Genomic DNA, 25,960 nt, shown 5'->3' with positions numbered 1-25,960 from the left:
GTAAGGACCCCCTCGCCCCCCGCAGCTCGCGAGTGGCGGGGGACGTTCGCTCAGGCGAAGGCGAGCTCCGGCTCGGCTTCGGGCTCCGGGCGCACTGGTCGGCCGAACAGCCAGCCCTGCCCCAGGTCGGCCCCCACCGCACGCGCCTGGTCGGCGATCCGCTCGGACTCGATCCCCTCGGCGACCACCACACCGCCCTGCAGGTGGGTCAGCTCGGTGAGGGCCCGGGCGATGGCGTGTGCACCGGGTTCGTGCAGCCGGGACACCAGGGCCTTGCTGAGCTTGACGACGTCGGGGCGGACCACGCTCACCAGCGCCAGGCTCGACCAGCCGACGCCGACGTCGTCCAGCGCGACCCGCCAGCCCAGCGACCGGTGGTGCTCCAGCACCGAGAGCAGGTGCTCGTGGTCGATCACCGCGTGCGAGGCGACCACCTCGAAGACCAGCTGCCGTGGGTCGATGCCGCTGTCGTGCACCGCCCGCTCGGTGCTGGCCAGGCAGACCGAGGGCCGGTGGACGGCCGCCGGGTCGGAGTTCACGTAGAGGTCGGCGCTGCCCAGCCAGCCGGCCGCGCCGCGGATCGCCGCTTCGCGGGCCACCCGGTCCAGCCGGCGCAGCCAGCCGGCCCGCTCGGCGAGGAAGAACAGGTCGCCGCCGCCGACCTCACGCCCGTCCACCCGGCCGCGCAGCAGCGCCTCGTGGCCGACCATGCCACCGGTGGTGAGGGACATGATCGGCTGGTAGACCGGCCACAGCTCGGCATCGGTGAGCAGCGCCATCTCCACGGTCACCCCGCGGCGGGCCAGCTCGACGGCGAGCGTGGGGGCGGTGAGCAGACGGGTGGCCAGGGCGACCCCGTCGCTGGGCGGGTCGGTGGTCACCCGGACGGCCTCGGTCTCGGCGGCGGTGAGCTCGCGGGCCAGCCGCTGGAACAACCGGTCGATCCGCCGGCCGCCCTCGTCGTCGACGACGTCCAGGAGACCGGGCGCAGTGCCGATCCGCAGCCCCATGGCCCCGGCGATCCGGGAGATGCTGGGCAGCACGTGGCTGAGCGTGCTGGCCAGCAACAGCCGGCGAGCGCGCTGGGGGGTCCCCCAGGAGGGACGGACGACGTCGGCAGGCCCGTTCACCGCTGCAGGATGACCGACGGTGACTCCGCGAACACGCAGGCGCGCTGACCCGGGTGCCACCGCGTCCAGGTCGCGGAGGATCACACGCCACCGAAGATCAACTCGGTTACTGTCCCAGGTGTGCCTCCCCTTACTCCCGCCGACGGTGCACCCTCCGGCCGCGGCGGCCGGCCCCGCGACCCCTCCCGTGACGGGGCCATCCGTGCGGCGATCCTCCAGGTGCTGGCGGAGTCCGGCTACGGGGCGCTGACCATGGACGCCGTCGCCTCGGCCGCCGGCGTCGGCAAGGCCACGATCTACCGGCGGTGGCGGACCAAGTCCGAGCTGGTCGCCGACGCGGTGGCCGAGCTGAGCCAGAAGTCGATCGAGGCGCCGGACACCGGCTCGCTGGAGGGCGACCTCCGGCTGCTGCTGCGCTGGCTGGTCGAGGCGGTCAACGGCCCGCTCGGTGCCGCCACGCTGTCGCTGCTGTCGGCCCTGCCGCACGAGCCGGAGCTGCGCGAGGCCTTCCACCAGGGCCCGATGGAGGTCTGGAGCTCGACGTTCCGTCAGGTGTGGGAGCGGGCCGAGGCCCGCGGCGAGGTGCACCCGGCCGCACTGGGCACCGCGGTGGCCTCGACGGCGAGCTCGCCGATCCTGCAGCGCTGGCTCTTCGGCGGGGAGCCGGTCTCGGTGGAGTTCGCCGACGAGGTGCTCACCGACGTCGTCCTGCCGCTGGTCCAGGCCCGCCGCGTGGCCTGAGACGCCCCGCCCGCGCCGGCGGCCTCAGGCCACCGGCGCGCTGGACCGGAAGGCCCGCAGCCGCAAGCTGTTGGTGACCACCAGCACCGAGGACGCCGCCATGGCCAGCCCGGCCAGCAGCGGGTTGAGGAACCCCAGGGCTGCCAACGGCACGAGCGCGACGTTGTAGGCGAACGCCCAGAACAGGTTGCCCTTGATCACCGCGAGGGTCCGCCGGGAGAGCCGGACGGCGTCGACCGCGGCGTCCAGGTCGGCGCGCACCAGCGTCAGGTCGCTGGCCTCGATCGCGACGTCGGTGCCCGAGCCCATCGCCAGTCCGAGGTCGGCCTGGGCCAGTGCGGGGGCGTCGTTCACGCCGTCCCCGACCATCGCCACCACCCGACCTTGCGCCTGCAGCTCCCGGACGACCTCGACCTTCCCCGCCGGCAGCACCCCGGCGACGACCTCCCCGCGGTCGGGGTCCAGCCCCACCGAGCGGGCCACCGCCGCGGCGGCACCGGCGTTGTCACCGGTCAGCAGCACCGGGGCCAGGCCCAGTTCCCGCAGCCGCACGATCGCCGCCGCGCTGGTGGGCTTGACGGTGTCGGCGACGACGCAGACCCCGGTGACCGCGCCGTCCACGGCGACCAGGACGGCGGTCTGCCCGGCCTGCTCGGCGCGCTGAACGACCCCGGCCAGGTCGGCCGGCACCGGGCCCGGCATCGCCGAGGTCCGGCCGACGACGACGTCCCGGCCCTCGACCCGGCCCTGCACCCCGATCCCCTGCTCGCTGGCGAAGCCCTCGACCTCGGGGAGCTCACCGGCGCCGGCGACGATGGCCCGGGCGATCGGGTGCTCGGACCCGGCTTCCACCGCAGCCGCCAGTCGCAGCGTGTCCGGGTGCCCGGCCACCTCCACCAGGCTCATCTGCCCGGTGGTGACGGTGCCGGTCTTGTCCAGCAGCACGGTGTCGACCCGGCGAGTGCTCTCCAGCACCTCCGGGCCCTTGATCAGCACGCCGAGCTGGGCGCCGCGACCGGTGCCGACCAGCAGCGCGGTGGGCGTGGCCAGGCCCAGGGCGCACGGGCAGGCGATCACCAGCACCGCGACCGCGGCAGTGAAGGCCGCTGTCACGTCGCCGGTCACGAGCAGCCAGGTGACCAGGGTGCCCACCGCGATGAGCAGGACGACGGGGACGAAGACCGCCGAGACCCGGTCGGCCAGCCGCTGCACCGGCGCCTTGCCGCTCTGCGCCTGGGTGACCAGCCGGCCGAGCTGGGCCAGCGTCGTGTCGGTGCCCACCCGGGTCGCCTCGACGACCAGCCGGCCGCCGACGTTGACCGTGGCCCCGGTGACCCGGTCGCCGGTGGAGACCTCGACCGGCACGCTCTCCCCGGTCAGCATCGACAGGTCGACCGCGGAGCTGCCGCTGACGACGACGCCGTCGGTGGCGACCTTCTCCCCCGGCCGGACGACGAACCGCATCCCCACGGCGAGCTGGGCGATGGGCACCCGCACCTCGCGCCCGTCCTGCAGCACCGCGGCGTCCTTGGCCCCCAGTTCGAGCAGCGAGGTCAGCGCGGCCCCGGACCGGCGCTTGGCGCGCGCCTCGGCCCAGCGGCCCGCGAGCAGGAAGACGGTGACCGCCGCGGCCACCTCCAGGTAGATCTCGTGCGTGCCGGCGCCGCGCTCGGGGAGGAGGGTGAACTCCATCCGCATGCCCGGCATCCCCGCGTCACCGAGGAACAGCGCCCAGAGCGACCAGAGATAGGCCGCGCTGATCCCGATCGAGACCAGGGTGTCCATCGTGCTGGCGCCGTGCCGGGCGTTGACCACCGCGGCTCGGTGGAACGGCCAGGCGCCCCAGACCGCGACCGGGCTGGCCAGGGTGAGGGCCAGCCACTGCCAGTTGTCGAACTGCAGCGCCGGGACCATCGACAGCACCAGGACCGGCAGGGTGAGCGCGGCGCTGACCAGCAGCCGCTGCCGAAGCGCGGCCTCCGGCGTCCGGGCCGCCTCCTCCGGTGCACCGGCGTCGTCCTCGGTGACCGGCGGGGCCGGCAGCGCGGCGGAGTAGCCGGCGGCCGCGACCGTGGCCACCAGCTGGTCCGGGTCGACCCGCGTCGGATCGAACCGGACGGTGGCGGCCTCGGTGGCGTAGTTGACGCTGGCCTGCACGCCGTCGAGCTTGTTGAGCTTGCGCTCGATCCGGTTCGCGCAGCTAGCGCAGGTCATGCCGGTGATGTCGAGGCGGACCTCGTCCTCCGCAACCAGGCCCTCGCCGGCCGGGGCCCCGGCTGCCGGCCGTTCCGCCTGGGGCCCGACGCTCATGCCGGCTGGGCGGTGTAGTCGCCCGCCTCCGCCACGGCGGCCTGCACCTGGTCGGTGGTGACGTCGCCGACGACGTGCAGCCGGCCGGTGGCCAGGTCGACGTCGACCTCCTGGACGCCGGCGAGCTCGTTGACCTCCTCGGTGACGGAGGCGACGCAGTGCTGGCAGGTCATGCCGGTGACGGTGAAGTCCAGGGTCTGCACGGTGGTTCTCTCCTCGCTGGATGGATCAGGGCAGCTGGGTCAGGAACGGACGAGCCGGGCGATGGCCGCGGAGGCCTCGGCGATCTTGGCGTCGGCGGCGGCGCCGTCGTCCTCGGCGCTGCTGGCGACGGCCTCACGCACGCAGTGCGCCAGGTGGTCGTCGAGCAGGCCGATGGCGACCGCCTGCAACGCCTTGGTCGCGGCGGAGACCTGGGTGAGGACGTCGATGCAGTACGTGTCGTCCTCGACCATCCGCGCGATGCCGCGGACCTGGCCCTCCACGCGCTTGAGCCGCGCGAGCAACTGGTCCTTGTTGCCGTCGTAGCCCGTCATGCCGACCACCATACCCCTAGGGGGTAGGGGTTCACCAGCCGCGCGTGCCGGGCTCGCCCTTGAACGGGCCGACCACCTCGTCGGTGATCCAGCCGCCGTAGAAGTCGCCGGCCTGCGCCCGCACCGGCTCGCCGTCGACCGTCGCGCCGTCCAGCCGGCTCGGGTAGAAGGCGAGCGCACCGCGCAGCTGCTCGTAGCCGGCGGTGGGCTGCTCGTAGGACCAGGCGATCGACGGGTGCCGCACCCCGTCGACGACGGCGTCCCAGTAGGTGGCCATGCCCTTGAACTCGCACCACGACGAGCCGGTGCCCCGCTCCAGCACCCCGGCCTCGACGTCGGCGGACGGCACGTAGAAGACCGGCGGGTGGCTGGTCTCGCAGACCCGGACCGCCCGGTCGGTGCGGGCGATGACCCGCCCGCCGAGGGTGAGCTCGAGGCGTCGTCCGGTCACCTCGGCCGACGGCGGGCGCGGGTAGCTCCAGACCGACTCCTGGCCGGGTCCGACGGGGTCACGCGGCGGTGGGTACACGCCCCGAGTGTGCGCCTCACCGGCGGGGGCCGGTCGGGTCAGCGCACCCGGCGGTACGTGACCACGGGCTCCCGGCGGTAGGTGACCACGGGCTCCACCCGGCGGTCGGTGCCCCGGACGCGGCGGACGACCTTCCGGGTCACGACGAAGGTGACGGTCAGGCCGACCACGCTGACGAGCGCGATCCCGGGCGGGCTCTGCAGGAACTCCTGCACCTTCGCCTTGCCCTGGTCGGCCAGGCGCTGCGGGTTCGTACGGAACGCCAGTTCGTCCAGGGTGGCCCCCAGCGACTCGCGGGCGGCGTCGATCTCCTGCTGGATCTGCTCAGGGGTCCTCGGCACGGGCGACAGCCTGCCAGATGGCATCGGCCCCGGCCGAACGGGAGCCTCCTAGACTCCCTCCGACGCGGGAGTGGTGTAACGGCAGCCACGCCAGACTTAGGATCTGGTGCCTTCGGGCGTGCGGGTTCGACTCCCGCCTCCCGCACGGGCGGACACCGACGTGCGGCCGACGGACCCCGGCGGGTAGGGCTGTCCCATGCGCGACGAGGGCACGACCCGCAGACCCCCTCCCGATCCGTCGGTCGAGACCGAGGGGCTGGCCACCCGGCTCGACCGGCCGATGGGCGCACTCGGCCTGGTGTTCGTGCTCATCGTCCTGGGCCAGGCGCTGGCCCGGGAGCCCTGGCTGGTCACGACGCTGACCGTCCTCGGCTGGATCTGCTGGGCGGTCTTCGTGGCCGAGTTCGTCTTCCGCGCGGTCCGGGCGCCCAGCCAGCGGCGCTTCTGGCTGCGCAACTGGTGGCAGCTGGTCTTCCTGGCGCTGCCGTTCCTCCGGTTCGCCCGCGCCCTCACGCTGCTGCGGACCGCTCGCATCGGCGGCGTGCTGTCCGCCGCCGTCCGCGGCTCACGGTCGGCCGGCCGGCTGCTCACCGGCCGGATCGGCTGGCTCACCGCGGTGACCGGCGTCGTCGTCCTGGCCAGCAGCCAGCTGCTCTACGTCGTGGGGGCCTACGACACCTACGGACCGGCCCTGCACGACGCCGCGCTGGCGACGATCACCGGGCAGGTGCTCGACACCGACCACGGTCTCGCCCGCTTCCTCGAGGTCGCCCTGGCCGTCTACTCGGTCGCGGTGTTCGCCACGCTGGCCGGCGCACTGGGCGCCTACTTCCTCGAGGGACGCCGCGAGGCGGGAGCCGACGAGGCGGTGCCGCAGGCCAGGGGGATCAGGTGAACTCGACCAGCAGCTCCAGCTGCACCGACGGCGCTGTCGGGTCGTCGTCGTCCACGACGCCCAGCAGGCACACCCGGGCGTCCTCGACCGCGCACAGCGCCAGCCCCTCCACCTTGTGCACGCGGCCGTCGACCTCGGGCACCGCCGCGATGTCGAGCACGGTCCCGCCGTCGACCAGCGCGAGGGCGGCGGCGACCACCGGGCCGTCGTCGACCGCGTTCGGGGTGTCCTCGGCGGCCGCGGAGAGCAGCACCCGCCCGTCCGGCAGCGCGACCGCGTCGGTGATCGCCAGCCCCACCCCGGCCACCCGGCCGAGGTCGTAGGACCGGGGCGAGGAGATCGGCACCGCGTCGGCGCCGCCCCGGCCCAGCACGGCGGCGACCAGGTCGGCCAGCGGGAGGTCGACGCTGGCCGGGCCCGCCCCGGCGGCGAGGTTGCCCCGGTGGAACCAGCGGACGGTGTCCCCGTGCCGGCTGCCCCCTTCGAGGTTCAGCTGGTCGGCCGGGACCTCCAGCAGCTGCGCCACCCGGGCGTAGAGCGGGCTCAGCTCGCCGGCCTGCACGACCGGTTCGCCGCCCTCCAGCCGGACCAGCACCCCGCGCATCCGCCGCGGCGTCGACCCGGACCCGAGCAGCAGGACGGCCGGCTCGCCGTCCACCTCGGCCGGGCAGGCCACCTCCAGGTCCGGCTTGAGGTGCTTGGTGCCCGCCGGCTCGCTGAAGTGGTCCAGCCCCTCGACCGGCGGCAGCACGCGTACCGGCGTCACCCCGCCCGGCCGCACCCAGGCGGCGATCGTCGCGTCGTCCGGGGCCACCAGCCAGCCGTCACCCAGCGGCGCGATCGCGGAGGCGGCCGTCACCGGCGTCCCGTCGTCGAAGGTCAGGGTCCGGACGTGCTCCACCGTGATCCGCATCTCGCCATCGTGCCCGCCGGGACGACCCGGCACGCCTCCGATCAGCCGAGGGAGTCCATCGCCTCGGCCCGGAACTGGGCCAGGAACTGGTCCCGGGTGATGCCCCGGCGCTCGGCCTCCCGTTCGCAGAGCATCGCGATCACCAGGGAGGACTGCCGGACGACGTCCGCGCGGGTGTCCTCGTCCAGGCCGCTCAGCACCGCCGTCCAGGCCCGCCAGTCACCGTCCCCGGCCGCCTCGGCCATCTCCAGCACCAGCCCGAACCTGCGCAGCTGCTCCAGGTTGGCCATCGGCCACTCCCCCGTCCCCGGTCGCCCGCTGCGGCCGATGGAGCCCGACGGTAGCGACGTGCCGCCACCGCCCGCCGTCGACGCGGCCTTCCTCGTGCTCGCGTTCCACCCGGTGCTGGCGGCGTTCGCGCTCTGGTTCACCGACTGGACGCAGCGCCGCTAGCTGCCGCCGAGCACCTCGCCGATGACCGGCAGCAGCGCGGCGAACGCCCGCCCCCGGTGGCTGATCGCGTCCTTCTCCGCCGGCTCCAGCTCCGCCGACGTCACGGTCAGACCGGTCGGCACGAACACCGGGTCGTAGCCGAAGCCGTTGCTGCCCCGGGGCTCCCGGACGACCGTGCCGTGCCAGCGCCGCTCGAGCACGTGCTCGCCGCTGTCCGGCGTGACCAGCGCAGCCGCGCAGACGAACGCCGCACCGCGCCGTTCGTCGGGCACGTCGGCGAGCTGCCCGAGCAGGAGCGCGGTGTTGGCCGGGTCGTCCCCGTGCCGCCCGGACCAGCGGGCGGACAGGATCCCCGGCATCCCGTTGAGCGCGTCGACGGCCAGCCCGGAGTCGTCGGCGACCGCCGGCAGGCCGGTGTACCGGACCGCCTCCCGCGCCTTGAGCAGCGCGTTCTCCTCGAACGTCGCCCCGGTCTCCGGCGCTTCGGGGTACTCCGGCACGTCGCGCAGGCCCAGCACCTCGACCCCGGGGACGGCGGTGGCCAGCAGCCGCTGCAGCTCGGCGAGCTTGCCGGCGTTGCGGGTGGCGAGCAGCAGCTGGCTCACGCCGACAACGCCACCTGCTGGGCCAGGGTCAGCTCCGCACAGCCGGCGACGGCCAGGTCGAGCAGCTGGTCGAGGGTGGCCCGGTCGAAGACGGCGCCCTCCGCCGTCCCCTGGACCTCGACGAAGCCGCCGGTGCCGGTGCACACGACGTTCATGTCGGTGCCGGCGGTGACGTCCTCCTCGTAGGCGAGGTCCAGCCGCGGCTCGCCGTCGATGACGCCCACGCTGACCGCGGCGACCGAGTTCGGCAGCGGGGTCGCGCTGGCCAGCTTGCCGCGCTCGCCGAGCCAGCTCACCGCGTCGGCCAGGGCCACGTAGGCACCGGTGATCGCGGCGGTGCGCGTGCCACCGTCGGCCTGCAGGACGTCACAGTCCAGCGCGATGCTGTTCTCCCCCAGTGCGGCCAGGTCGATGCTCGCCCGCAGCGACCGGCCGATGAGCCGGCTGATCTCGTGGGTGCGGCCACCGACCTTGCCCTTGACCGACTCGCGGTCGCTGCGCGTGTGGGTGGCCCGCGGGAGCATCGAGTACTCGGCGGTGACCCAGCCCAGGCCCGAGCCGCGGCGCCAGCGGGGCACCCCCTCGGTGACGCTGGCCGCGCAGAGCACGCGGGTGCGACCGAACTCGACGAGCACCGAGCCCTCGGCGTGGTCGAGCCAGTTGCGGGTGATGGTCACCGGGCGGAGCTGGTCGGCCGCGCGGCCGTCGGGGCGGGTCACGTCGTCCGAGGGTACTGACGCCCCCGCGGTGGCCTGCCGACATCGTCTCCGCCGACGAGCGGACGGACCCTTGACAGTTTTTCTTGTCAAGAGCATCGTGGCGTCATGCAGGCCGTCGAGGTCATCGAGGACGCGGAGGCAGCCGCCGCCGCACTGGACCCGGTCCGGGCGCGGCTGCTCGGCGAGCTGGCCGTTCCGGCCTCCGCCTCCGGGCTCGCCGCGCGGGTCGGCATCACCCGCCAGAAGGTCAACTACCACCTCAAGGCGCTCGAGGCGCACGGCCTGGTGGCGCTGTCCGAGACGCGCCGGCACGGCGGGATCACCGAGCGGGTGCTGCAGGCGTCGGCGGCGTCGTACGTCGTGTCACCGGCGGCCGTCAGCGCGTCCGCGGCCGACCCGGACGCCAACGCCGACCACCTGTCGGCGGGCTATCTCGTCGCGCTGGCCGGCCGGCTGGTGCGCGAGGTCGGCGCCCTGGCGCGCCGGGCCGGCGCATCGGGCACCCGCCTGCCGACGCTGACCATCGACACCCGGATCGGCTTCCGGTCGGCCGCCGACCGGGCTGCCTTCGCCGACGACCTGACCGCGGCGGTGCTCGACCTGGCCGCTCGGTACCACCACGACGACGGGCGCCCGCACCGGCTCGTCGTCGCCGCCCATCCCGTTCCCGAGGAGAGAACATGAGCACGACCACGGACGTCCCGTACCGCCTGGAGTTCAGCGTCGAGGTCCCGGGCACACCCGAACAGGTCTGGCAGGCCATCGCGACCGCCCAGGGCATGAGCGCCTGGTTCCTGCCGACCGAGATCGAGGAGCACGAGGGCGGCTCCCTGCGCTTCTCCATGGGCCCCGAGATGGGCTCGGACGGCCGGGTCACCGGCTGGGACCCACCGCGCCGCCTCGCCTACGACGAGGACTGGGCCGCCCTGATGGGCAAGGACCCGGACGCGCTGAGCCCGCTCACGTCGGAGTTCCTCGTCGAGGCGCAGTCCGGCGGCACCTGCATCGTGCGCGTCACCAGCAGCGGCTTCGGGACCGGCGCCGCCTGGGAGTCGGAGTGGTGGGACAGCCTGGGCCCCAACTGGATGCCGTTCTTCGACAACCTGCGCCTCTACCTGGCGCACTTCCCCGGCCAGGAAGCCAGGCAACTGGAGGCCACCGCCTCCCACCCCGGCGACGCGGAGACGGTCTGGTCGGCCCTGCACGACGCTCTCGGACTGGGCGACGAGGGCGCAGCGATCGAGGTGCGCGGTGCCACCGGCACGGTCGAGCGGGTCGGCGAGCGACAGGCGCTCGTCCGGCTCACCTCGCCGGTACCCGGGATGCTCAGCGTCTTCGCCCACGCCTACGGCGACGGCGACGGCACGGCGACGGCGGGCGTGCGCGGGTACCTGTTCTCCGCCGACGCGGCGGACTACGTGCGGCGCGAGGAGCCCGCCTGGCAGACCTGGCTGCAAGGGCTCGCCGTCCCGGCCTGATGCCCGGCGCGGGACCGACCGCCCGGATGTCCCCGGCGGGCGCGGATGCCATGGTGTCCCCATGCGCTCAGAGCTCCGTGCCGTCCGCACCGGGGGCGTGCCCTCGATCGTCGACCTCACCGACGAGTGCGCCGAGTTCGTCCGCGGCGAGGGCGACGGCCTGCTCCAGGTGTTCGTCCCGCACGCGACCGCCGGGATCGCGATCATCGAGACCGGTGCCGGCAGCGACGACGACCTGCTCGCCCAGCTGGACGAGCTGCTCCCCCGCGACGACCGCTGGCGGCACCGGCACGGCGCCCCCGGGCACGGCCGCGACCACGTGCTGCCGGCGTTCGTCCCGCCGCACGCCACGGTGCCGGTGCTCGAGGGGCGGCTGACCCTGGGCACGTGGCAGCGCATCTGCTTCGTCGACACCAACGTCGACAACCCCTCACGGCACGTGCGGTTCAGCTTCCTGGCCGGCTGAGCGGAAGCCGGGTTGGGCACCGCCGGCCGGGTGCGGCACGATCCCCCCATGACCGAGACCGACCCCGGCATCGACACGGCCCCCGTCCGCCTCGCCCCCGGTGACCCGGCGCCCGAGTTCACCCTCCCGGACGCCGACGGCACGCCCGTCTCGCTGTCGTCCTACCGGGGTCGGCGGGTCATCGTGTACTGCTACCCGGCCGCGCTCACCCCGGGGTGCACCACCCAGGCCGTGGACTTCACCGCGGCGGCCGGGGACCTGGCCGAAGCCGGGCTGGACATCATCGGCGTCTCCCCCGACGTCCCCGAGAAGCTGAGCCGGTTCCGGGAGCAGGAGGAGCTGTCGATCACCCTGGTCTCCGACCCGGAGAAGCAGGTGCTGACGGCCTACGGCGCCTACGGCCCGAAGAAGCTGTACGGCAAGGAGGTCGTCGGGGTCATCCGGTCGACGTTCGTGGTCGGCGCCGACGGCCGGATCGAGAAGGCCGCCTACAACGTCAAGGCGACCGGGCACGTGGCGAAGCTGATGCGCGACCTCGGCATCGACTGACCGTCCCTCCTGTCCCGCACGGTCCGCGAGGAGCAGCGGCGGGACGGCCGTGAGTCCACGGAGTGGACGGCGACTGGTCAGCACGGCACCTGGTCGGGCAGGGTCGTGGCATGAGTGATCAGATCGGCGTCACCGGGCTCGCGGTCATGGGTGCCAACCTCGCCCGCAACCTCGCCCGGCACGGCCACCAGGTGGTCCTGCACAACCGCAGCAGGGGGCGCACCGACACCCTCGTCGAGCAGCACGGCAGCGAGGGCGACTTCGTGCCGACCGGCTCGATGGCGGAGTTCGTCGGCGCCCTGCAGCGCCCGCGCAAGATCATCGTCATGGTGCAGGCGGGCGCGGCCACCGACGGCGTCATCGAGGAGATCGCCCCGCTGCTGGACGAGGGCGACGTGCTGATGGACGGCGGCAACGCCCTGTTCACCGACACCATCCGCCGCACCGAGGCGCTCACCGCCCGGGGCCTGCACTTCATGGGCACCGGGATCAGCGGCGGTGAGGAGGGCGCGCTCAACGGGCCGAGCATCATGCCCGGCGGCTCCAAGGATGCCTACGCGCTGGTCGGCCCGCTGCTGGAGTCGATCGCCGCCGTCGTCGACGGCGAGCCGTGCTGCACCCACATCGGGGCCAGCGGCGCCGGCCACTTCGTGAAGATGGTGCACAACGGCATCGAGTACGCCGACATGCAGCTCATCGCCGAGGCCTACGACCTGCTGCGCCAGGGGCTGGGGCTGACGCCCGCGGAGATCGGTGACGTCTTCGCCAGCTGGAACGAGGGCGACCTCGAGAGCTACCTGATCGAGATCACCGCGCAGGTGCTGCGGCACACCGACGCCGAGACCGGTGGGCCGTTCGTCGACATCGTGCTGGACGAGGCCGAGCAGAAGGGCACCGGTCGCTGGACCGTGCAGTCTGCGCTCGACCTGGGCGTGCCGGTCAGCGGCATCGCGGAGGCCGTCTTCGCCCGGGCGTTGTCCGGGCACCGGGAGCAGCGGCAGGCGGCCCAGAAGGTGCTGCCGGGGCCCGACCGCGAGTGGGACGAGCAGGTGGCCGACAAGGACGCCTTCATCGAGTCGGTGCGCCAGGCGCTGTACGCCTCGAAGGTGGTCGCCTACGCCCAGGGGTTCGACCAGATCACCCAGGGCGCCGACCAGCACGGCTGGGACATCGACCGGGCGGCGCTGGCCAAGATCTGGCGCGGTGGCTGCATCATCCGGGCGCGCTTCCTGGACCGGATCAGCCAGGTGTTCACCGACGAGCCCGACGTCACCACCCTGCTGACCAACGAGTACTTCCGGAACGCGGTCAGCGAGGGCCAGGAGAGCTGGCGGCAGGTCGTGGCCGGTGCGGCCCGGCACGGGGTGCCGGTGCCCGGCTTCGCCAGTGCGCTGGCCTACTACGACGGGTTGCGGGCCGAGCGGCTGCCGGCCGCGCTGATCCAGGGCCTGCGCGACCTCTTCGGCGCGCACACCTACCGGCGCACCGACCGCGAGGGCTCCTTCCACACCATGTGGGGCGAGGACGGCCGCGAGGTGCAGACCGCCTGACCGCGGTCGCGTGACCGCCGGGCCCCCACCGCGGGCCCGGCGGTCAGCCGGCGGGGGGCAGCACGCCCGCCACCTCGTCGGCCACCTGCTCGACCGTCATCGTCGTGCAGTCCACGACGAGATCGGCCGCTGCGACCAGCCACGCCCGGGCATCCGCGTACGCCCGAACGTGCTCGAGCCGCCATGACCGGGCGCCCGGCTCGACCTCGTCGGTGCGGATCCGGCGGGTCAGCTCGTCGTCGGCGACGTCGAGCACGACGTGCCGCACCTCGACGCCCCGCTGCGACGACGAGGTCCCGCCACTCGGGCAGGTCCTGGAAGTCGCCGGTCGGGACCGGCAGCGCGCACCGCAGCAGGTACCCGACCATCTCGGGGTCGTACTCGAACAGCTCCGGCCGGCGGCGTCGCAGCTCGGCAGCGGCGGCCGTCTTCCCCGCGCCGAACGCACCGTTCAGCCAGACGATCACGGCCGCCACCGTAGAGAACCCCACCCCACCGCGAAGGCCACGACCTCCGGCTGTCGTGCCACGATCACCGGATGGTCACCGTCGGGCAGGTCGTCCTCGGCGTCACCGACGTCCAGCGCGCCGTCGAGTTCTGGCGCGCTGCCCTGGGCTACGAGTTCGTCGACGGCGGCTTCGGTGGCTGTGCGAACGTCCTGGCGCCACCACCCGGCGCGCCGGGCGCCCGGCTGGCGCTGCAGACCAGCACCACACCGCCGCCCTCCCATCCCCGCCTGCACCTGGATCTCCACGTCGCCGACCGGGCCGAGCAGGCCGTCGAGGCAGAACGCCTCATCGCGCTCGGCGCCCGACGGGTCAACTGGGACAGCTACCCGGACGACCCGGACTTCGTCGTCCTCGCCGACCCGGACGACAACCTGTTCTGCGTCGTCGACCTGGGTCACCCGGCCCGCTGAGACCGCCCGTTCACGACCCGCTCTCGGCCGCCTTGGCGCGGGCGCGGCGCTTGCCCTCGTGCATGGCGGCCACCCGGGCGACCGGGATGGTGTGGCCCTCGGCGACCAGGTCGGCGGGCAGCTGCTGGGGCTCCGGCAGCGCCGCGGCCCACGGGTCGCCGTCCCCGATCCGCTCCCGGGCGGTGCGCACGGTGACGTCGCCGGGCCGGACGCCGTCCAGCCCCTCCCAGTCCACCGGCGTGGACACCGGCAGCCCGGGCCGCACCCGGGGGCTGTACGCCGCCGCCACCGTCCCCCGGCCGGAGCGGGTCGAGTCGACGAACACCCGGTCACCCCGCTCGGCCACCACGTAGGCGGTGGTCGCGAGCTCCGGGTCCAGCCGCTCGGTCCGGGCGGCCAGGGCCCGGGTGGCGGCGGCGACGTCCTCGGCCGGCGACCCGTGCACCGGGACGACGACGTGCAGCCCCGTCGACCCACTCGTCTTCACCGCCGCCGACAGACCGGCCTCGGCCAGCACCCGGCGGCACAGCAGCGCCGTGCGCACGACCACGTCGAACGGCGCACCCTCGGGCGGGTCGAGGTCCAGCACCAGCCCGGTGGGCTGCTCCTCCCCCACCCGGCTGAACGGCACGTGGTACTCGACGGCCCGCTGGTTGGCCAGCCACAGCAGGGTGCGGCGGTCCTCGACCAGCACCTGGTGCACCTCACGGTGCGCCCGGTCGGACCAGGTGGCCACCGTCCGGACCCACTCCGGTGCGCCCTTCGGCACGTCGCGCTGGATGAACGGCGCGGCGCCGGGCCGGACCCGCTTGATCGTCAGTGGGCGCCCGGCGAGCAGCGGCACGAGCCGGTCGGCGAAGGCGTCCAGGTGGTCGACGAGCTCCCGTTTGGTCACCTCGAGCCCGTCGCCCAGCGGGGAGTCCAGGCTGCTCAGCCGGACGCCGTCCCGTTCCTCGTCGCTGCTGGCCACCCGGTCACCGTGCCGCGCCCATCCGCACGGGGCAACCGGTCCGGACGGGCCTCTTCCTCAGATGTCGTAGACGGCGGCGTGCCGGGCCAGCTCGGCGGCCGGGAAGACCGACCGGGCCGCGGCCAGCTGCGCCTCCGCGTCCACCCAGGCGGGCACGTGCGTCACGAGCAGCCGGCCCACCCCGGCGGCGGCCGCGTGCTCACCGGCCTGCCGGCCGGTCAGGTGCAGCGCGGGCGGCAGGTCGGGGACGTCGGGGTGGGCGGCCTCGGCCAGCAGCACGTCGGCACCCCGGGCCAGCTCGACCACGGCGTCCGACGGGCCGGTGTCACCGGTGTAGACCAGCGACCGGCCACCCACGGTCAGCCGCACGGCGTAGCACTCGACCGGGTGGGCCGTCCGCGCCGTCCGGACCTCGAACGGCCCGATGGACCAGGTGCCCGGGCCGACCGGGGTGACGTCGAAGACGTCGTCGATCGGCCCGCCGTCGGCGTCGTAGGCGGCGGCCAGGCGGCGGTCGGCACCGACGGGTGCGTACAGCGGCACGGCGCGGCCGTCGGAGCGGCCCGAGTAGCGGTGCCACACGATGAACGGCGCCGCGTCCAGGCAGTGGTCGGCGTGCAGGTGGCTGAGGTAGACGGCGTCGACCCGGCTGGGGTCGGTGAGCCCCTGCAGGGCGCCGAAGGACCCGTTGCCCAGGTCCAGGAGCAGGGCGAACTCCTCGTGCTCCACCAGGTAGCAGGACGCCGGGGAGGACGGGCCGGGTGCACTGCCGGAGCAGCCGACGACGGTGAGCCTCACGCCCCGGCCTCCGCACCCGCAGGCAGGACGGCGTCGACCTCCGGGCCGAGGAACCGCCGGCCGAGCCGGGCGAAGGGCTCGGGATCGCCGGTGGCGAGGAACCGGTGCACCGGCGGTGGGCCCTCCGGGTCGCGCAACAGGTCGGTCCGGGTCAGCACCCGGTACACGTCCTTGGCCGTCTCCTCCGCGCTGGACACCAGCGTGACCTCCTCACCCAGCACCAGCGACAGCACGCCGGTGAGCAGCGGATAGTGCGTGCAGCCGAGCACGACGGTGTCGACGCCGGCCCCCAGCAGTGGGTCCAGGTAGGACTGCGCCAACCCCACGAGCTGCCGGCCGCTGGTGATCCCGCGCTCGACGAAGTCGACGAAGCTGGGGCAGGCGGCGCTGGTGACGCTGAGCTGCGGCGCCGCGGCGAACGCGTCCTCGTAGGCACCGCTGGTGACGGTTGCCTGGGTGGCGATGACGCCCACCCGGCCGTTGCGCGTCGCCGCGGTCGCCCGGCGGACGGCGGGGAGCACCACCTCGACCACCGGGACGTCGTAGCGCTCCCGGGCGTCGCCCAGGCAGGCGGCGCTGGCGGAGTTGCAGGCGATGACGAGCATCTTGACCCCGTCGGCGACCAGCTGGTCCATCGCCGCCAGCGAGTGCCGGCGGACGTCGGCGATCGGCCGGGGCCCGTAGGGGCTGTGCGCGGTGTCGCCGAGGTACCGGATGGCCTCGTGCGGGAGCTGGTCGAGGACGGCGCGGGCCACGGTGAGCCCACCGACCCCGGAGTCGAAGATCCCGATGGGCGCGTCTGCCCCCGCTGTCGCAGTGCTCATGTCGGCAGCCAGGCTAACGGCCCGGTCGGACGACGCCGCGCGTCCGGGCCGAGACGGCCGTCTCAGCCCGGTCAGGGGCGACGCAGCAGCGCCGCGTCCGGGAGCAGCAGCCCGTCGGACGTCCAGCGGGCCCCGGTCAGGTCGCGGACGACGGCGGGCGCCTCGCTGACCAGCGCGGTCTCCCCGATGCCCAGGACCGTCGCACCGGCGGCCAGCCCCGCGCGGACCCCGCTCGGGCTGTCCTCCAGCACGATCAGCTCGCCCGGCGGGAGCCCCAGCCGGCTCGCCCCGGTCAGGTACGGCTCTGGGTGGGGCTTGCCCATGACGACGTCCTCGGCGGTGACCACGACGTCCGGCGCCGGGACCCCGGCGGCCAGCAGCCGCGCCGCCGCCAGCTCACGGACCCCGGAGGTGACGACCGCCCAGGGCACGTCGGCCAGCTGGGCGACGAGGTCCAGGACGCCGGGCACGGCGAGGGTGCCGGCGACGTCCTCCAGCTCGTAGCGGGTGATCAGCGCGGTCGACTGCTCGACGTCCTCGGGCTTGACGAACAGCGCCACCGTGTCGGCGGCCCGGCGACCGGGCACCGCCGCCATGACCTCGTCCGGGTCGAGCCCGGAGTCGACCGCCCAGCGGGACCAGGAGCGCACCACGCTCGGCTCGGAGTCGACCAGCACCCCGTCGTTGTCGAACAGCAGGCCCTGTGCCGGCAGGAGCAGCCCGCTCATGCCCAGAGCTGGCCCTCGAGCGCGGCGCTGGCCTGCTCGAGGGTGCCGGCGTAGGCCCCGGTGGACAGGTACTTCCACCCGCCGTCGCAGACGATGAAGACGATGTCGGCCTTGCGGCCGGCCGCGACCTCCTTGTCGGCGACCCCGAGGGCCGCGTGCAGGATCGCCCCGGTCGAGATGCCGGCGAAGATGCCCTCGCGCTCGACCAGCTGGCGGGTGCGGTGGATCGCGTCGTCGGGGCCGACGGAGAACCGGGAGTCCAGCAGGTCGGCGTCGTACAGCTCGGGGATGAACCCCTCGTCGATGTTGCGCAGGCCGTAGACCAGCTCGCCGTAGCGCGGCTCGGCCGCGATCACCTGGACGCCGGGCTTCTTCTCCCGCAGGTACCGGGAGACGCCCATCAGCGTGCCGGTGGTGCCCAGCCCGGCCACGAAGTGGGTGATGGAGGGCATGTCTGCCAGGATCTCCGGGCCGGTGCCGGTGTAGTGCGCCTCGGCGTTGGCCGGGTTGCCGTACTGGTACAGCATCACCCAGTCCTCGTGCTCGGCGGCCAGCCCCTTGGCGACGGCCACGGCCTGGTTGCTGCCACCGGCGGCCGGGGAGCTGATGATCCGCGCGCCGTACATCTCCAGCAGCTGGCGCCGCTCGATCGAGGTGTTCTCCGGCATCACGCAGATCAGCTCGTAGCCGCGCTGCCGGGCGACCATCGCCAGGGAGATGCCGGTGTTGCCGCTGGTGGGCTCCAGGATCGTGCTGCCCGGCTGCAGCCGCCCCTCCTTCTCGGCCGCCTCGATCATCGCGATGGCGGCCCGGTCCTTGATCGAACCGGTGGGGTTGTGGTCCTCGAGCTTGGCCCACAGCCGGACGTCGGGCGTGGGCGACAGCGCCGGCAGCCCCACCAGCGGGGTGTTGCCGAGCGAGTCGACGAGGGAGGCGAAGCGGGCCATGACGGGTCTCCTGGGGTCGCGGTGCCGGGCGGGGGGCTCCGGGTCAGCAGCCGCCGGCGACGGCGGGCAGGATGGTGACCGAGTCGCCGTCCTTGACCGAGGTGTCCAGCGCGCCGGTGAAGCGCACGTCCTCGTCGTTGACGTAGACGTTCACGAAGCGGTGCAGCTTGCCCTCGTCGGTGACCAGACGGCCCTTGATCCCGGGGTGCTGGCTGTCGATGTCGTCGACCAGCGCGCCGAGCGTGTCGCCGTTCCCCTGGACGGTCTTGTTGCCGCCGGTGTGGGTGCGCAGGATGGTCGGGATGCGGACCTCGATGGCCATGGCGTGAGAACTCCTCGGGTGGGGATGTGCGGGATCGGGCTGGGACAGGGGTCGCGCGCAGGGCGCGCAGAGCCGGCTGCTCGGAGGAACGCCGGTGGGCGGCCGGCGATTCCGCCGGCCGCGGGGTGAGCTGGCGCTCAGTCGTAGACGACGGTGGTCGGCGAGTGGCCGAACAGGTAGGACTCGACGACCTCGACGTCCTCCTCGCGCACCTCGCCGTCGACGATCCGGAAGCTGCGGAACTCCACGGTGTCCCCGGCCAGGCCGGTCCGGTCGCCGTGCTCGCGGGTGGAGACCAGCACGTAGTGCGCCTCGGGCTCGGAGGCGTAGCTGATGTCGGTGCGCGAGGGACGGGCCTCGGTGGCGGTGTGCGAGTGGTAGATGACCACGGGGACCTCGTCCCGGTCGTCCATCGCTCGGTACAGCTTCAGCAGGTCGCCGCTGTCGAACTCGTAGAACGTCGGTGAGCGGGCCGCGTTGAGCATCGGGATGAAGCGCTCGGGCCGGTCGCTGCCCTCGGGGCCGGCGACGACACCACAGGCCTCGTCCGGGTGGTCTTCCCGGGCGTGGGCCACGATGGCGTCGTAGGTCGCGCGGTCGATGCGCAGCACGGGCCAAGTGTAGGCAGCGTCGCCGCCCGACGTCCTCCCCGGCCCGGGACGAGCGCCGGAACGGGTGACCGCCAGGGGAACGGATTGCGTCCCAGGGGTGTCCGGACGATAACGTCGCCGACCGTGGTGATCGAGGTTCTCATGGTGCTCGGCGTCGTCCTGGTCGCGCTGCCGGCCCTGGCCCTCGGGTCGGCCCGGCTGCTCCACCGCAGTGGCCGCGCCACGGACCAGCGGACCGACCGGGTCGAGCTGGTGCTGGTGGTGGTCGGCCGGCTCATCGGGCTGGTGCTGCTGGCCGCCCTGTCCGGCATCACCCTGGTGTCCTGCATCGGGGCGATCGTGCAGGACGTGACGGTGCACAGCCTGGTCTACGTGTTCTTCGTCGCCGACCTGCTCGTCGCCATCCTGGTGCTGCTCACCGTCGGTCGCCTCGACCGGCGGCCAAGGCGTCGATCAACGAGCCCTGCACCGCGGTGAGCCAGTAGTAGACGGCCAGCTGCGAGTTCTCGTCGTCCGCCCCCTCGCCCGAGGGGTCGATGTCCGGGGGCTCGGTCTCCGCGGTGATGCCCAGCCGGGTGCCCATCGCGAGCCGGAGGTCGTTGGTGGTGCGCAGCCAGGCCCGTGCCTGCTCGGCGTCCAGCCGCACCTCGCCACCCTCGGGGGGCACGGTGGCCCGGACCATCGCCAGGTCGTCGGCCTTGCCGCTGCGCAGCCCGGCCTCGGTGAGGTCGCGGTACTCGGCGGCCAGCTGCGGGTCGCTGGCGTGCCCACTGGGCAGCAGCCGGGCGAGGACCGGGTCGCCGCCGGAGTCGGCCGCATCGGCCACGAGCAGCTGCTCCAGCTGGTCCAGCAGCAGGTTCACGATGTCGGCCTCGGCGTCGACCAGCCGGGCCACCAGCTGGTCGCCCTTGCGGCGGAACGGCTTCATGCGTCCCGCTGGTAGGTGGCCCACAGCCCGTAGGCGTGCAGCCGGTTGGTGTCGTGCTCCATCCGCTCCCGCGGACCGGAGCTCACGATCGCCTTGCCCTCGTTGTGCACCTGCAGCATGAGCTCCGTCGCGGTCGCCTCGTCGTACCCGAACAGCTCCTGGAGCACGAAGGTCACGTAGGTCATCAGGTTGACCGGGTCGTCCCAGACGAGGGTGACCCAGGGGCGGTCGAGGGCGGACTCCTCCCCCGTCGACGTCTCCGACACCCGTTCGGGCGCGAGCGGTCCGGCCACGTGAGCACTCTAGGACGACCGCCTCCAGCGACGCAGTCGGTGGGCACCTATCGTGCTGCTCCATGCCGCAGAGCTCACCGCTCAGCCCCGCGATGTTCACCGACCGCTACGAGCTGACGATGCTGGCCGCCGCCCTGGCCGACGGCACCGCCGACCGGGACTGCGTCTTCGAGGTGTTCGCCCGCCGGCTGCCGCACGGCCGGCGCTACGGGGTGCTCGCCGGCACCGGCCGGTTCCTGGAGGCCCTGGCGGGCTTCCGGTTCGGCGAGGCCGAGCTGGACGCGCTCCGGCAGCAGGGCGTCGAGGACCCCCGGCTGCTGAAGCACCTGGCCGACTTCCGGTTCACCGGGGACGTCGACGGCTACGCCGAGGGCGACCTCTACTTCCCCGGCTCCCCGGTGCTGACCGTGCGAGCCCCGTTCGGCCAGGCTGTCCTGCTCGAGACCCTGGTGCTGTCGGTCCTCAACCACGACAGCGCCATCGCCGCGGCCGGGGCACGGATGGTCGGCGCCGCCTGTGGCCGGCCGTGCATCGAGATGGGCTCCCGGCGCACCCACGAGGAGGCCGCCGTCGCCGCCGCCCGGGCCGCCGCCCTGGTCGGCTTCTCGGCGACGTCGAACCTGGCCGCCGGCGCTCGCTACGGCATCCCCACGACCGGCACGAGCGCGCACGCGTTCACCCTGCTGCACGACGACGAGGCGTCGGCGTTCCGCGCGCAGCTGGACACGCTGGGCGTGGGGACGACGCTGCTGGTCGACACCTACGACACCGAGCAGGGCATCCGGACGGCGATCGAGGTGGCCGGCCCGGAGCTCGGCGCCGTCCGGCTGGACTCCGGCGACCTCGCCATCGAGGCGACCCGCGCCCGCGAGCTGCTGGACTCCCTGGGCGCGACGGGCACCCGGGTGATCGTCACCAGCGACCTGGACGAGTACGCGATCGCTGCGCTGGCGGCCGCCCCGGTCGACGGCTACGGGGTCGGCACCTCCCTGGTGACCGGTTCCGGCTCGCCCACCGTCGGGATGGTCTACAAGCTGGTGGCCCGGGACGGCGTCCCGGTGGCCAAGAACTCCGTGGGCAAGCGCTCGGTGGGTGGCCGCAAGCACGCCGTGCGCCGGCACGACGCCGCCGGGACGGCGACCGCGGAGGTGGTCAGCGCGGCACCTGTCACCCCCCGGGAGCACGACCGCGAGCTGATCCGGCCACTGGTCCGTGGCGGGGAACTGGTCGAGCCGCGGTCCCCCGCCGACTCCCTGGCCGTGGCGCAGGACCTGCACGTCCGGGCGCGCGGCGCCCTGCCCACGGAGGCGTGGTCGCTCTCCCGGGGCGAGCCGGCGGTCGACACCGTCACCGAGTAGTGGCCGAGGGGGGGCCACCCGCCGGGAGGGACGTCGTCGGGGCAGGATGGGTCCATGACCCGGGCCCTGGTGATCGTGGACGTGCAGAACGACTTCTGCGAGGGCGGGAGCCTCGCGGTCGACGGCGGCACCGCCGTCGCCCGGGCGATCAGCGCCCACGCCGCCGCGACCGACTACGCACACGTCGTCGCCACCCGGGACCACCACGTCGACCCGGGCGGCCACTTCGCCGAGCAGCCCGACTTCCTGGAGACCTGGCCGGCGCACTGCGTCGTCGGGACGTCCGGGGTCGAGCTCCACTCGGACCTGGACCGGCGCCCGATCGAGGCGGTCTTCGACAAGGGCGAGTACGAGGCCGCCTACTCCGGCTTCGAGGGCTCCTTCGACGGGCAGTCCCTGGCCGACTGGCTGCGGGCGCACGAGGTCGACGCCGTCGACATCGTGGGCGTCGCCACCGACCACTGCGTCCGGGCGACCGCGCTGGACGCGGTCGGCGCCGGGTTCGCCACCCGGGTGCTGCTGCACCTCACCGCCGGGGTCTCCCCCGCCACGACGGATGCCGCCCTGGACCAGCTCCGCACCGCCGGGGTGGAGCTCAGCACATCGTCGTCCTGACGAACGACAGCGCGGTCAGCAGCCGTGCCCGACTCACGTGGAGCCGCTGAGCTGCCTCCTCGGGGAGGCCTCCGGCCTCCCGTCGTCGCCAGTCACCAGTGCTGACTCCCGCTCAGCTGGCGTCCAGCACCTCGTCCCGGGTGAAGCCGAGGACCTGGAGGACGGCGTCCAGGTAGGGCTGGTTCAGCGCCGCGTGTGCCTGGTCGCGGACGAACGGCTTGGCGTTGAAGGCGATGCCCAGCCCGGCCGCGTTGAGCATGTCGAGGTCGTTGGCGCCGTCGCCGACCGCGACGGTCTGGTCCAGCGGGACCCCGTGCTCGGCGGCGAAACGGGCCAGCGCCCGCGCCTTGCCCGCCCGGTCGACGACCTCCCCGACCAGCCCGCCGGTGAGCCGCCCGTCGGCCACCTCGAGGGTGTTCGCGGCGGCGAAGTCCAGGCCGAGCTCGGCGGCGAGCGGATCGGTGATCTGGGTGAACCCGCCGCTGACGATCCCGCAGCGGAACCCCAGCCGCTGCAGCGTCCGGATCAGGGTCCGGGCGCCCGGGGTCAGCACCAGGTGCGCCCGGACCTCGTCCAGCACGCCGACCGGCAGCCCGGCCAGCACCGCCACCCGCGCGCGGAGGGACTCCTCGAAGTCCAGCTCTCCGTTCATCGCCGCCGCGGTGATCCGGGCGACCTCGGCGGCCCGGCCGGCGCGGGCGGCCAGCTCGTCGATCACCTCCCCGCGCACCAGGGTCGAGTCGACGTCCAGCACGATCAGCCGCTTGCCGCGCCGGGCCAGCCCGACCCGCTCCACGGCGATGTCGGTGCCGGTCTCGGCGGCGACCGTGGCCAGCGCCGTGCGCAGCTCGGTGGACGCGGCGCCGGAGACGGTCAGCTCGAAGCTGGTGACCGGGTAGTCGGACAGCCGGCGGATCGCCTCGATGTTGCCGCCCACCCCGGCGATGGCGCGCGCGGCGCCGGCGACCGCAGCCGGCGGGACGGGGCGGCCCAGCACGATGACGTGGTGGCGCGCGGTGCGCTCCTGCCGGGCGCTGCCGGCCGCGGTGGGCTGCACGCTCACCTGGACGCCGGTCTGCGCCGCCACCTGGGCCGCGGTGGCGCGCAGCCGATCGGCCAGCGGCCCGTCGACCGCGCTCTCCGGGCTGCCGACGACGACGCCGAGCACCAGCTGGCCGTGCACCACGACCTGCTCGACGTCGAGGACCTCGACCGGGTGCGGGCCGAGCTCGTCCAGCGCGGCGAACAGCGCTGCGGTCACCCCCGGCCGGTCGCTGCCGGTCACGGTCAGCAGGGCGCCGTCGGACGCCGGCGGCACAGCGGTCGGGTCGGTCGGCGCTGGGGCGGCGGCGCGGTCGGTCACCCGGTCATCGTGCCGGACCGGGGATCGCCTCCCGACCGCACCCCGCCCGCCGCACCTCGGCTCGGTCCGCCGCACCCCGGCCCCGACGCGCGGACGCCCCGTCAGCCAGTGGCTGACGGGGCGTCCGAGTGGGCCCGGTGCGGGGCGGCCGCCCCCGAGAGGGCGCCGACCTCAGCTCAGGTCGGGTCCTTGTCGTCGGCTCCCTGGCGGGCGCCTCCGGTGAGACCGGCCTCGCTGGCGTAGGGCTGGTGGCCCTTGCCGGCGTGGGCCTCCATCTCCAGGCGGTCCCGCAGGTGCGGGTAGTGCAGCTCGAACGCGGGCCGCTCCGACCGGATCCGGGGGATCTCGACGAAGTTGTGCCGCGGCGGCGGGGACGAGGTCGCCCACTCCAGCGAGTTGCCGTGACCCCAGGGGTCGTCGCGCAGCGCCAGCCGGCCGTGCTTCCACGACTTCACGACGTTGTAGACGAAGGGGATCACCGAGGCGCCCAGGATGAACGACCCGATCGTCGAGATCGTGTGCATCGTGGTGAAGGAGCCACCGCCGTCGAGTGCCAGGTAGTCGACGTACCGGCGCGGCATGCCCTCGTTGCCCAGCCAGTGCTGGATGAGGAAGGTGGCGTGGAAGCCGACGAAGGTCAGCCAGAAGTGCAGCTTCCCGATCTTCTCGTCCATCATCCGGCCGCACATCTTCGGGAACCAGAAGTAGAGCCCGGCGTAGGCCGCGAACACCACGGTGCCGAAGACGACGTAGTGGAAGTGCGCCACGACGAAGTAGCTGTCGTTGACGTGCCAGTCCAGCGGCGGGCTGGCCAGCAGGACACCGGTCAGACCACCGAGCAGGAAGGTGATCAGGAAGCCGATCGAGAAGAGCATCGGCGTCTCGAAGGTGATCTGGCCCCGCCACATGGTGCCGATCCAGTTGAAGAACTTGATCCCGGTCGGCACCGCGATCAGGTACGTCAGGAAGGCGAAGAACGGCAGCAGCACCGCGCCGGTGGCGAACATGTGGTGCGCCCACACCGCCAGCGAGAGCGCGGTGATGGCGATCAGCGCGAAGACCATGCCCTTGTAGCCGAACAGCGGCTTGCGGCTGAAGACCGGGATGACCTCGCTGATGATGCCGAAGAACGGCAACGCGATGATGTAGACCTCGGGGTGCCCGAAGAACCAGAACAGGTGCTGCCACAGCAGCGGCCCGCCGTTCTCCGGCGTGTAGATCTGCGCATCGAGGTGCCGGTCGGCCAGCAGCGCCATCAGCGCGGCGGTCAGGATGGGGAAGGCCAGCAGGATCAGGATGCTGGTGACCAGGGACGCCCAGGTGAAGATGGACATCCGGAACATCGTCAGACCCGGGGCGCGCAGGCAGACGATCGTGGCGATGAAGTTGACGCCACCGAGGATCGTGCCCAGACCACTGACCGCCAGGCCGGCGATCCACAGGTCACCACCGGCGCCCGGGCTGTGCACCCCGGTCGACAGCGGGGTGTAGGCGTACCAGCCGAAGTCGGCTGCGCCACCCGGGGTCAGGAAGCCGGAGACGGCGATCGAGGCGCCGAAGAAGAACAGCCAGAAGGAGAAGGCGTTCAACCGCGGGAAGGCGACGTCCGGCGCGCCCAGCTGCAGCGGCATGATCAGGTTCGCGAACGCGAAGAACATCGGCGTCGCGAAGAACAGCAGCATGATCGTGCCGTGCATCGTGACCAGCTGGTTGTACTGCTCGGGCGAGAGGTACTGCAGCTCCGGGCGGGCCAGCTCACCACGCATCAGGAGCGCCATGAAGCCACCGAGGAAGAACCAGATGAACGCCACCGTGGTGTACATCAGGCCGATGGTCTTGTGGTCGGTGGTGCGCAGCAGACCGAGGAGCCGCGATCCCTTCTCGGCCTCGTGGGCCGGGCTCGGCCGGCTCACGATCGGGGCAGGTGCGATCGTCACGGTCGGAGCTTAGACCGTCACGTCACGGCCGACGCGGCGGGAGCAGGAGTCGGTGCGGCGCGCCCCAGGGACGTCCGGCGGGGCCCGGCGCGGCGTCGGGGAGAACCGCAGGTCGGCGCGGTACGGGGCCTG

34 protein-coding genes and 1 tRNA gene are annotated in these 25,960 nt (G+C 73.7%); 13 read left to right on the top strand and 22 right to left on the bottom strand.

Going from position 1 to position 25,960, the window contains the following annotated elements; translation table 11 throughout:
• Window positions 1–50 precede the first annotated feature (50 nt).
• Window positions 51–1,130 (bottom strand): EAL domain-containing protein, encoded by a 1,080-nt coding sequence (locus tag O2W18_RS05420; protein ID WP_269186527.1) that lies wholly within the window; start codon window positions 1,128–1,130, stop codon window positions 51–53.
• 120 nt (window positions 1,131–1,250) lie between these two features.
• Between O2W18_RS05420 and O2W18_RS05415 the strand changes: the two genes are divergently transcribed.
• The gene (locus O2W18_RS05415) at window positions 1,251–1,871 is read left to right on the top strand and encodes a TetR/AcrR family transcriptional regulator (RefSeq protein ID WP_269186526.1); all 621 of its coding nucleotides are present in this window, start codon (window positions 1,251–1,253) and stop codon (window positions 1,869–1,871) included.
• A 24-nt stretch (window positions 1,872–1,895) separates the two neighbouring features.
• Here O2W18_RS05415 and O2W18_RS05410 read toward each other — a convergent pair whose 3' ends face one another.
• From O2W18_RS05410 to O2W18_RS05390, 5 genes are read right to left on the bottom strand one after another with little or no spacing between them, the layout of a single operon-like run.
• Window positions 1,896–4,181 (bottom strand): heavy metal translocating P-type ATPase, encoded by a 2,286-nt coding sequence (locus tag O2W18_RS05410; protein WP_269186525.1) that lies wholly within the window; start codon window positions 4,179–4,181, stop codon window positions 1,896–1,898.
• Window positions 4,178–4,384: a heavy-metal-associated domain-containing protein gene (locus tag O2W18_RS05405; RefSeq protein ID WP_269186524.1), complete on the bottom strand. Its 207-nt coding sequence runs from the start codon at window positions 4,382–4,384 to the stop codon at window positions 4,178–4,180. Before O2W18_RS05405 ends, O2W18_RS05410 begins: the two co-directional genes overlap by 4 nt.
• A gap of 39 nt (window positions 4,385–4,423) precedes the next feature.
• Window positions 4,424–4,717 (bottom strand): metal-sensitive transcriptional regulator, encoded by a 294-nt coding sequence (locus O2W18_RS05400; RefSeq protein ID WP_269157380.1) that lies wholly within the window; start codon window positions 4,715–4,717, stop codon window positions 4,424–4,426.
• A 31-nt stretch (window positions 4,718–4,748) separates the two neighbouring features.
• Entirely contained in the window at window positions 4,749–5,246 is a 498-nt protein-coding gene (locus O2W18_RS05395) for a DUF427 domain-containing protein (RefSeq protein ID WP_269186523.1), read from the bottom strand.
• 38 nt (window positions 5,247–5,284) lie between these two features.
• Entirely contained in the window at window positions 5,285–5,587 is a 303-nt protein-coding gene (locus tag O2W18_RS05390) for a DUF3618 domain-containing protein (protein ID WP_269186522.1), read from the bottom strand.
• 64 nt (window positions 5,588–5,651) lie between these two features.
• Here O2W18_RS05390 and O2W18_RS05385 point away from each other — a divergent pair.
• Both O2W18_RS05385 and O2W18_RS05380 read left to right on the top strand, forming a co-directional pair.
• A tRNA-Leu gene (locus tag O2W18_RS05385) sits at window positions 5,652–5,732 on the top strand.
• Between the two features lie 51 nt (window positions 5,733–5,783).
• A complete protein-coding gene (locus tag O2W18_RS05380) occupies window positions 5,784–6,482 on the top strand; it encodes a hypothetical protein (RefSeq protein WP_269186521.1) in 699 nt (232 codons plus the stop codon).
• Here the strand turns inward: O2W18_RS05380 and O2W18_RS05375 are convergent.
• Window positions 6,475–7,395: a DUF6910 family protein gene (locus tag O2W18_RS05375; protein ID WP_269186520.1), complete on the bottom strand. Its 921-nt coding sequence runs from the start codon at window positions 7,393–7,395 to the stop codon at window positions 6,475–6,477. The genes O2W18_RS05380 and O2W18_RS05375 overlap by 8 nt on opposite strands.
• Before the next feature lie 41 nt (window positions 7,396–7,436).
• On the bottom strand, window positions 7,437–7,685 hold the full coding sequence (locus O2W18_RS05370; RefSeq protein WP_269186519.1) for a hypothetical protein: 249 nt from the start codon (window positions 7,683–7,685) through the stop codon (window positions 7,437–7,439).
• Window positions 7,686–7,722: 37 nt separating this feature from the next.
• Between O2W18_RS05370 and O2W18_RS05365 the strand changes: the two genes are divergently transcribed.
• Window positions 7,723–7,848 (top strand): hypothetical protein, encoded by a 126-nt coding sequence (locus O2W18_RS05365; protein ID WP_269186518.1) that lies wholly within the window; start codon window positions 7,723–7,725, stop codon window positions 7,846–7,848.
• On the opposite strand, the gene rdgB is transcribed toward O2W18_RS05365, so the two are convergent.
• Together rdgB and rph are read right to left on the bottom strand one after the other, a co-directional pair.
• The gene (gene rdgB / locus O2W18_RS05360) at window positions 7,845–8,453 is read right to left on the bottom strand and encodes an RdgB/HAM1 family non-canonical purine NTP pyrophosphatase (RefSeq protein WP_269186517.1); all 609 of its coding nucleotides are present in this window, start codon (window positions 8,451–8,453) and stop codon (window positions 7,845–7,847) included. The genes O2W18_RS05365 and rdgB overlap by 4 nt on opposite strands.
• Window positions 8,450–9,172: a ribonuclease PH gene (gene rph / locus O2W18_RS05355; protein WP_269186516.1), complete on the bottom strand. Its 723-nt coding sequence runs from the start codon at window positions 9,170–9,172 to the stop codon at window positions 8,450–8,452. The genes rdgB and rph overlap by 4 nt, the downstream gene beginning before the upstream one ends.
• A gap of 105 nt (window positions 9,173–9,277) precedes the next feature.
• Between rph and O2W18_RS05350 the strand changes: the two genes are divergently transcribed.
• The 5 genes from O2W18_RS05350 (at window position 9,278) to gndA (ending at window position 13,215) form a co-directional block, all read left to right on the top strand.
• The gene (locus O2W18_RS05350; RefSeq protein ID WP_269186515.1) at window positions 9,278–9,856 is read left to right on the top strand and encodes an ArsR/SmtB family transcription factor; all 579 of its coding nucleotides are present in this window, start codon (window positions 9,278–9,280) and stop codon (window positions 9,854–9,856) included.
• The gene (locus O2W18_RS05345; protein ID WP_269186514.1) at window positions 9,853–10,650 is read left to right on the top strand and encodes an SRPBCC family protein; all 798 of its coding nucleotides are present in this window, start codon (window positions 9,853–9,855) and stop codon (window positions 10,648–10,650) included. Before O2W18_RS05350 ends, O2W18_RS05345 begins: the two co-directional genes overlap by 4 nt.
• A gap of 61 nt (window positions 10,651–10,711) precedes the next feature.
• Window positions 10,712–11,116 carry a YjbQ family protein gene (locus O2W18_RS05340; RefSeq protein ID WP_269171246.1) on the top strand — a complete coding sequence of 135 codons (405 nt, stop codon included), beginning with the start codon at window positions 10,712–10,714 and terminating at the stop codon, window positions 11,114–11,116.
• 48 nt (window positions 11,117–11,164) lie between these two features.
• The gene (bcp, locus tag O2W18_RS05335; protein ID WP_269171245.1) at window positions 11,165–11,665 is read left to right on the top strand and encodes a thioredoxin-dependent thiol peroxidase; all 501 of its coding nucleotides are present in this window, start codon (window positions 11,165–11,167) and stop codon (window positions 11,663–11,665) included.
• Between the two features lie 110 nt (window positions 11,666–11,775).
• Window positions 11,776–13,215 carry an NADP-dependent phosphogluconate dehydrogenase gene (gene gndA, locus O2W18_RS05330; protein ID WP_269186513.1) on the top strand — a complete coding sequence of 480 codons (1,440 nt, stop codon included), beginning with the start codon at window positions 11,776–11,778 and terminating at the stop codon, window positions 13,213–13,215.
• 43 nt (window positions 13,216–13,258) lie between these two features.
• Here gndA and O2W18_RS05325 read toward each other — a convergent pair whose 3' ends face one another.
• Window positions 13,259–13,471, bottom strand: coding sequence for a hypothetical protein (locus O2W18_RS05325; RefSeq protein WP_269186512.1), 213 nt, complete (start codon window positions 13,469–13,471; stop codon window positions 13,259–13,261).
• A 282-nt stretch (window positions 13,472–13,753) separates the two neighbouring features.
• Here O2W18_RS05325 and O2W18_RS05320 point away from each other — a divergent pair, with 282 nt between their 5' ends.
• Entirely contained in the window at window positions 13,754–14,134 is a 381-nt protein-coding gene (locus O2W18_RS05320) for a VOC family protein (protein WP_269186511.1), read from the top strand.
• 10 nt (window positions 14,135–14,144) lie between these two features.
• Here O2W18_RS05320 and O2W18_RS05315 read toward each other — a convergent pair whose 3' ends face one another.
• The 7 genes from O2W18_RS05315 to O2W18_RS05285 all read right to left on the bottom strand — a co-directional run bounded on the left by O2W18_RS05315 (window position 14,145) and on the right by O2W18_RS05285 (window position 19,334).
• A complete protein-coding gene (locus tag O2W18_RS05315; protein WP_269186510.1) occupies window positions 14,145–15,104 on the bottom strand; it encodes a DNA polymerase domain-containing protein in 960 nt (319 codons plus the stop codon).
• A 57-nt stretch (window positions 15,105–15,161) separates the two neighbouring features.
• Window positions 15,162–15,902 carry an MBL fold metallo-hydrolase gene (locus tag O2W18_RS05310; RefSeq protein ID WP_269186509.1) on the bottom strand — a complete coding sequence of 247 codons (741 nt, stop codon included), beginning with the start codon at window positions 15,900–15,902 and terminating at the stop codon, window positions 15,162–15,164.
• A complete protein-coding gene (murI, locus tag O2W18_RS05305) occupies window positions 15,899–16,726 on the bottom strand; it encodes a glutamate racemase (protein WP_269171240.1) in 828 nt (275 codons plus the stop codon). The genes O2W18_RS05310 and murI overlap by 4 nt, the downstream gene beginning before the upstream one ends.
• A gap of 71 nt (window positions 16,727–16,797) precedes the next feature.
• Window positions 16,798–17,454 (bottom strand): HAD-IA family hydrolase, encoded by a 657-nt coding sequence (locus O2W18_RS05300; RefSeq protein WP_269186508.1) that lies wholly within the window; start codon window positions 17,452–17,454, stop codon window positions 16,798–16,800.
• Complete coding sequence (locus O2W18_RS05295; protein ID WP_269171238.1) at window positions 17,451–18,401, bottom strand: PLP-dependent cysteine synthase family protein; 951 nt, start codon at window positions 18,399–18,401, stop codon at window positions 17,451–17,453. Before O2W18_RS05295 ends, O2W18_RS05300 begins: the two co-directional genes overlap by 4 nt.
• A 43-nt stretch (window positions 18,402–18,444) precedes the next feature.
• The gene (locus O2W18_RS05290) at window positions 18,445–18,723 is read right to left on the bottom strand and encodes a MoaD/ThiS family protein (RefSeq protein ID WP_036333445.1); all 279 of its coding nucleotides are present in this window, start codon (window positions 18,721–18,723) and stop codon (window positions 18,445–18,447) included.
• A gap of 137 nt (window positions 18,724–18,860) precedes the next feature.
• Window positions 18,861–19,334 carry a M67 family metallopeptidase gene (locus tag O2W18_RS05285; protein ID WP_269182279.1) on the bottom strand — a complete coding sequence of 158 codons (474 nt, stop codon included), beginning with the start codon at window positions 19,332–19,334 and terminating at the stop codon, window positions 18,861–18,863.
• A gap of 123 nt (window positions 19,335–19,457) precedes the next feature.
• Here O2W18_RS05285 and O2W18_RS05280 point away from each other — a divergent pair, with 123 nt between their 5' ends.
• The gene (locus tag O2W18_RS05280; protein WP_269186507.1) at window positions 19,458–19,811 is read left to right on the top strand and encodes a hypothetical protein; all 354 of its coding nucleotides are present in this window, start codon (window positions 19,458–19,460) and stop codon (window positions 19,809–19,811) included.
• On the opposite strand, the gene O2W18_RS05275 is transcribed toward O2W18_RS05280, so the two are convergent.
• Window positions 19,750–20,262 carry a DUF2017 family protein gene (locus tag O2W18_RS05275; RefSeq protein WP_269186506.1) on the bottom strand — a complete coding sequence of 171 codons (513 nt, stop codon included), beginning with the start codon at window positions 20,260–20,262 and terminating at the stop codon, window positions 19,750–19,752. The genes O2W18_RS05280 and O2W18_RS05275 overlap by 62 nt on opposite strands.
• Window positions 20,259–20,555, bottom strand: a complete 297-nt coding sequence (gene clpS / locus O2W18_RS05270; protein WP_269186505.1) for an ATP-dependent Clp protease adapter ClpS — start codon at window positions 20,553–20,555, stop codon at window positions 20,259–20,261. Before clpS ends, O2W18_RS05275 begins: the two co-directional genes overlap by 4 nt.
• 62 nt (window positions 20,556–20,617) lie before the next feature.
• Here clpS and O2W18_RS05265 point away from each other — a divergent pair, with 62 nt between their 5' ends.
• Window positions 20,618–21,913 (top strand): nicotinate phosphoribosyltransferase, encoded by a 1,296-nt coding sequence (locus O2W18_RS05265; RefSeq protein WP_269186504.1) that lies wholly within the window; start codon window positions 20,618–20,620, stop codon window positions 21,911–21,913.
• Between the two features lie 54 nt (window positions 21,914–21,967).
• Window positions 21,968–22,528, top strand: a complete 561-nt coding sequence (locus O2W18_RS05260) for an isochorismatase family protein (RefSeq protein ID WP_269186503.1) — start codon at window positions 21,968–21,970, stop codon at window positions 22,526–22,528.
• 112 nt (window positions 22,529–22,640) lie between these two features.
• On the opposite strand, the gene serB is transcribed toward O2W18_RS05260, so the two are convergent.
• Complete coding sequence (gene serB, locus O2W18_RS05255) at window positions 22,641–23,891, bottom strand: phosphoserine phosphatase SerB (protein ID WP_269186502.1); 1,251 nt, start codon at window positions 23,889–23,891, stop codon at window positions 22,641–22,643.
• A 176-nt stretch (window positions 23,892–24,067) separates the two neighbouring features.
• Window positions 24,068–25,828: an aa3-type cytochrome oxidase subunit I gene (ctaD, locus tag O2W18_RS05250; protein WP_269186501.1), complete on the bottom strand. Its 1,761-nt coding sequence runs from the start codon at window positions 25,826–25,828 to the stop codon at window positions 24,068–24,070.
• Between the last annotated feature and the right edge of the window lie 132 nt (window positions 25,829–25,960).

This window comes from Modestobacter sp. VKM Ac-2983 (assembly GCF_026967885.1).
Lineage (GTDB): Bacteria > Actinomycetota > Actinomycetes > Mycobacteriales > Geodermatophilaceae > Modestobacter.
The sequence above is the reverse complement of the archived record's forward strand: the minus strand, read 5'-3'. Positions and strand labels throughout refer to the sequence as shown.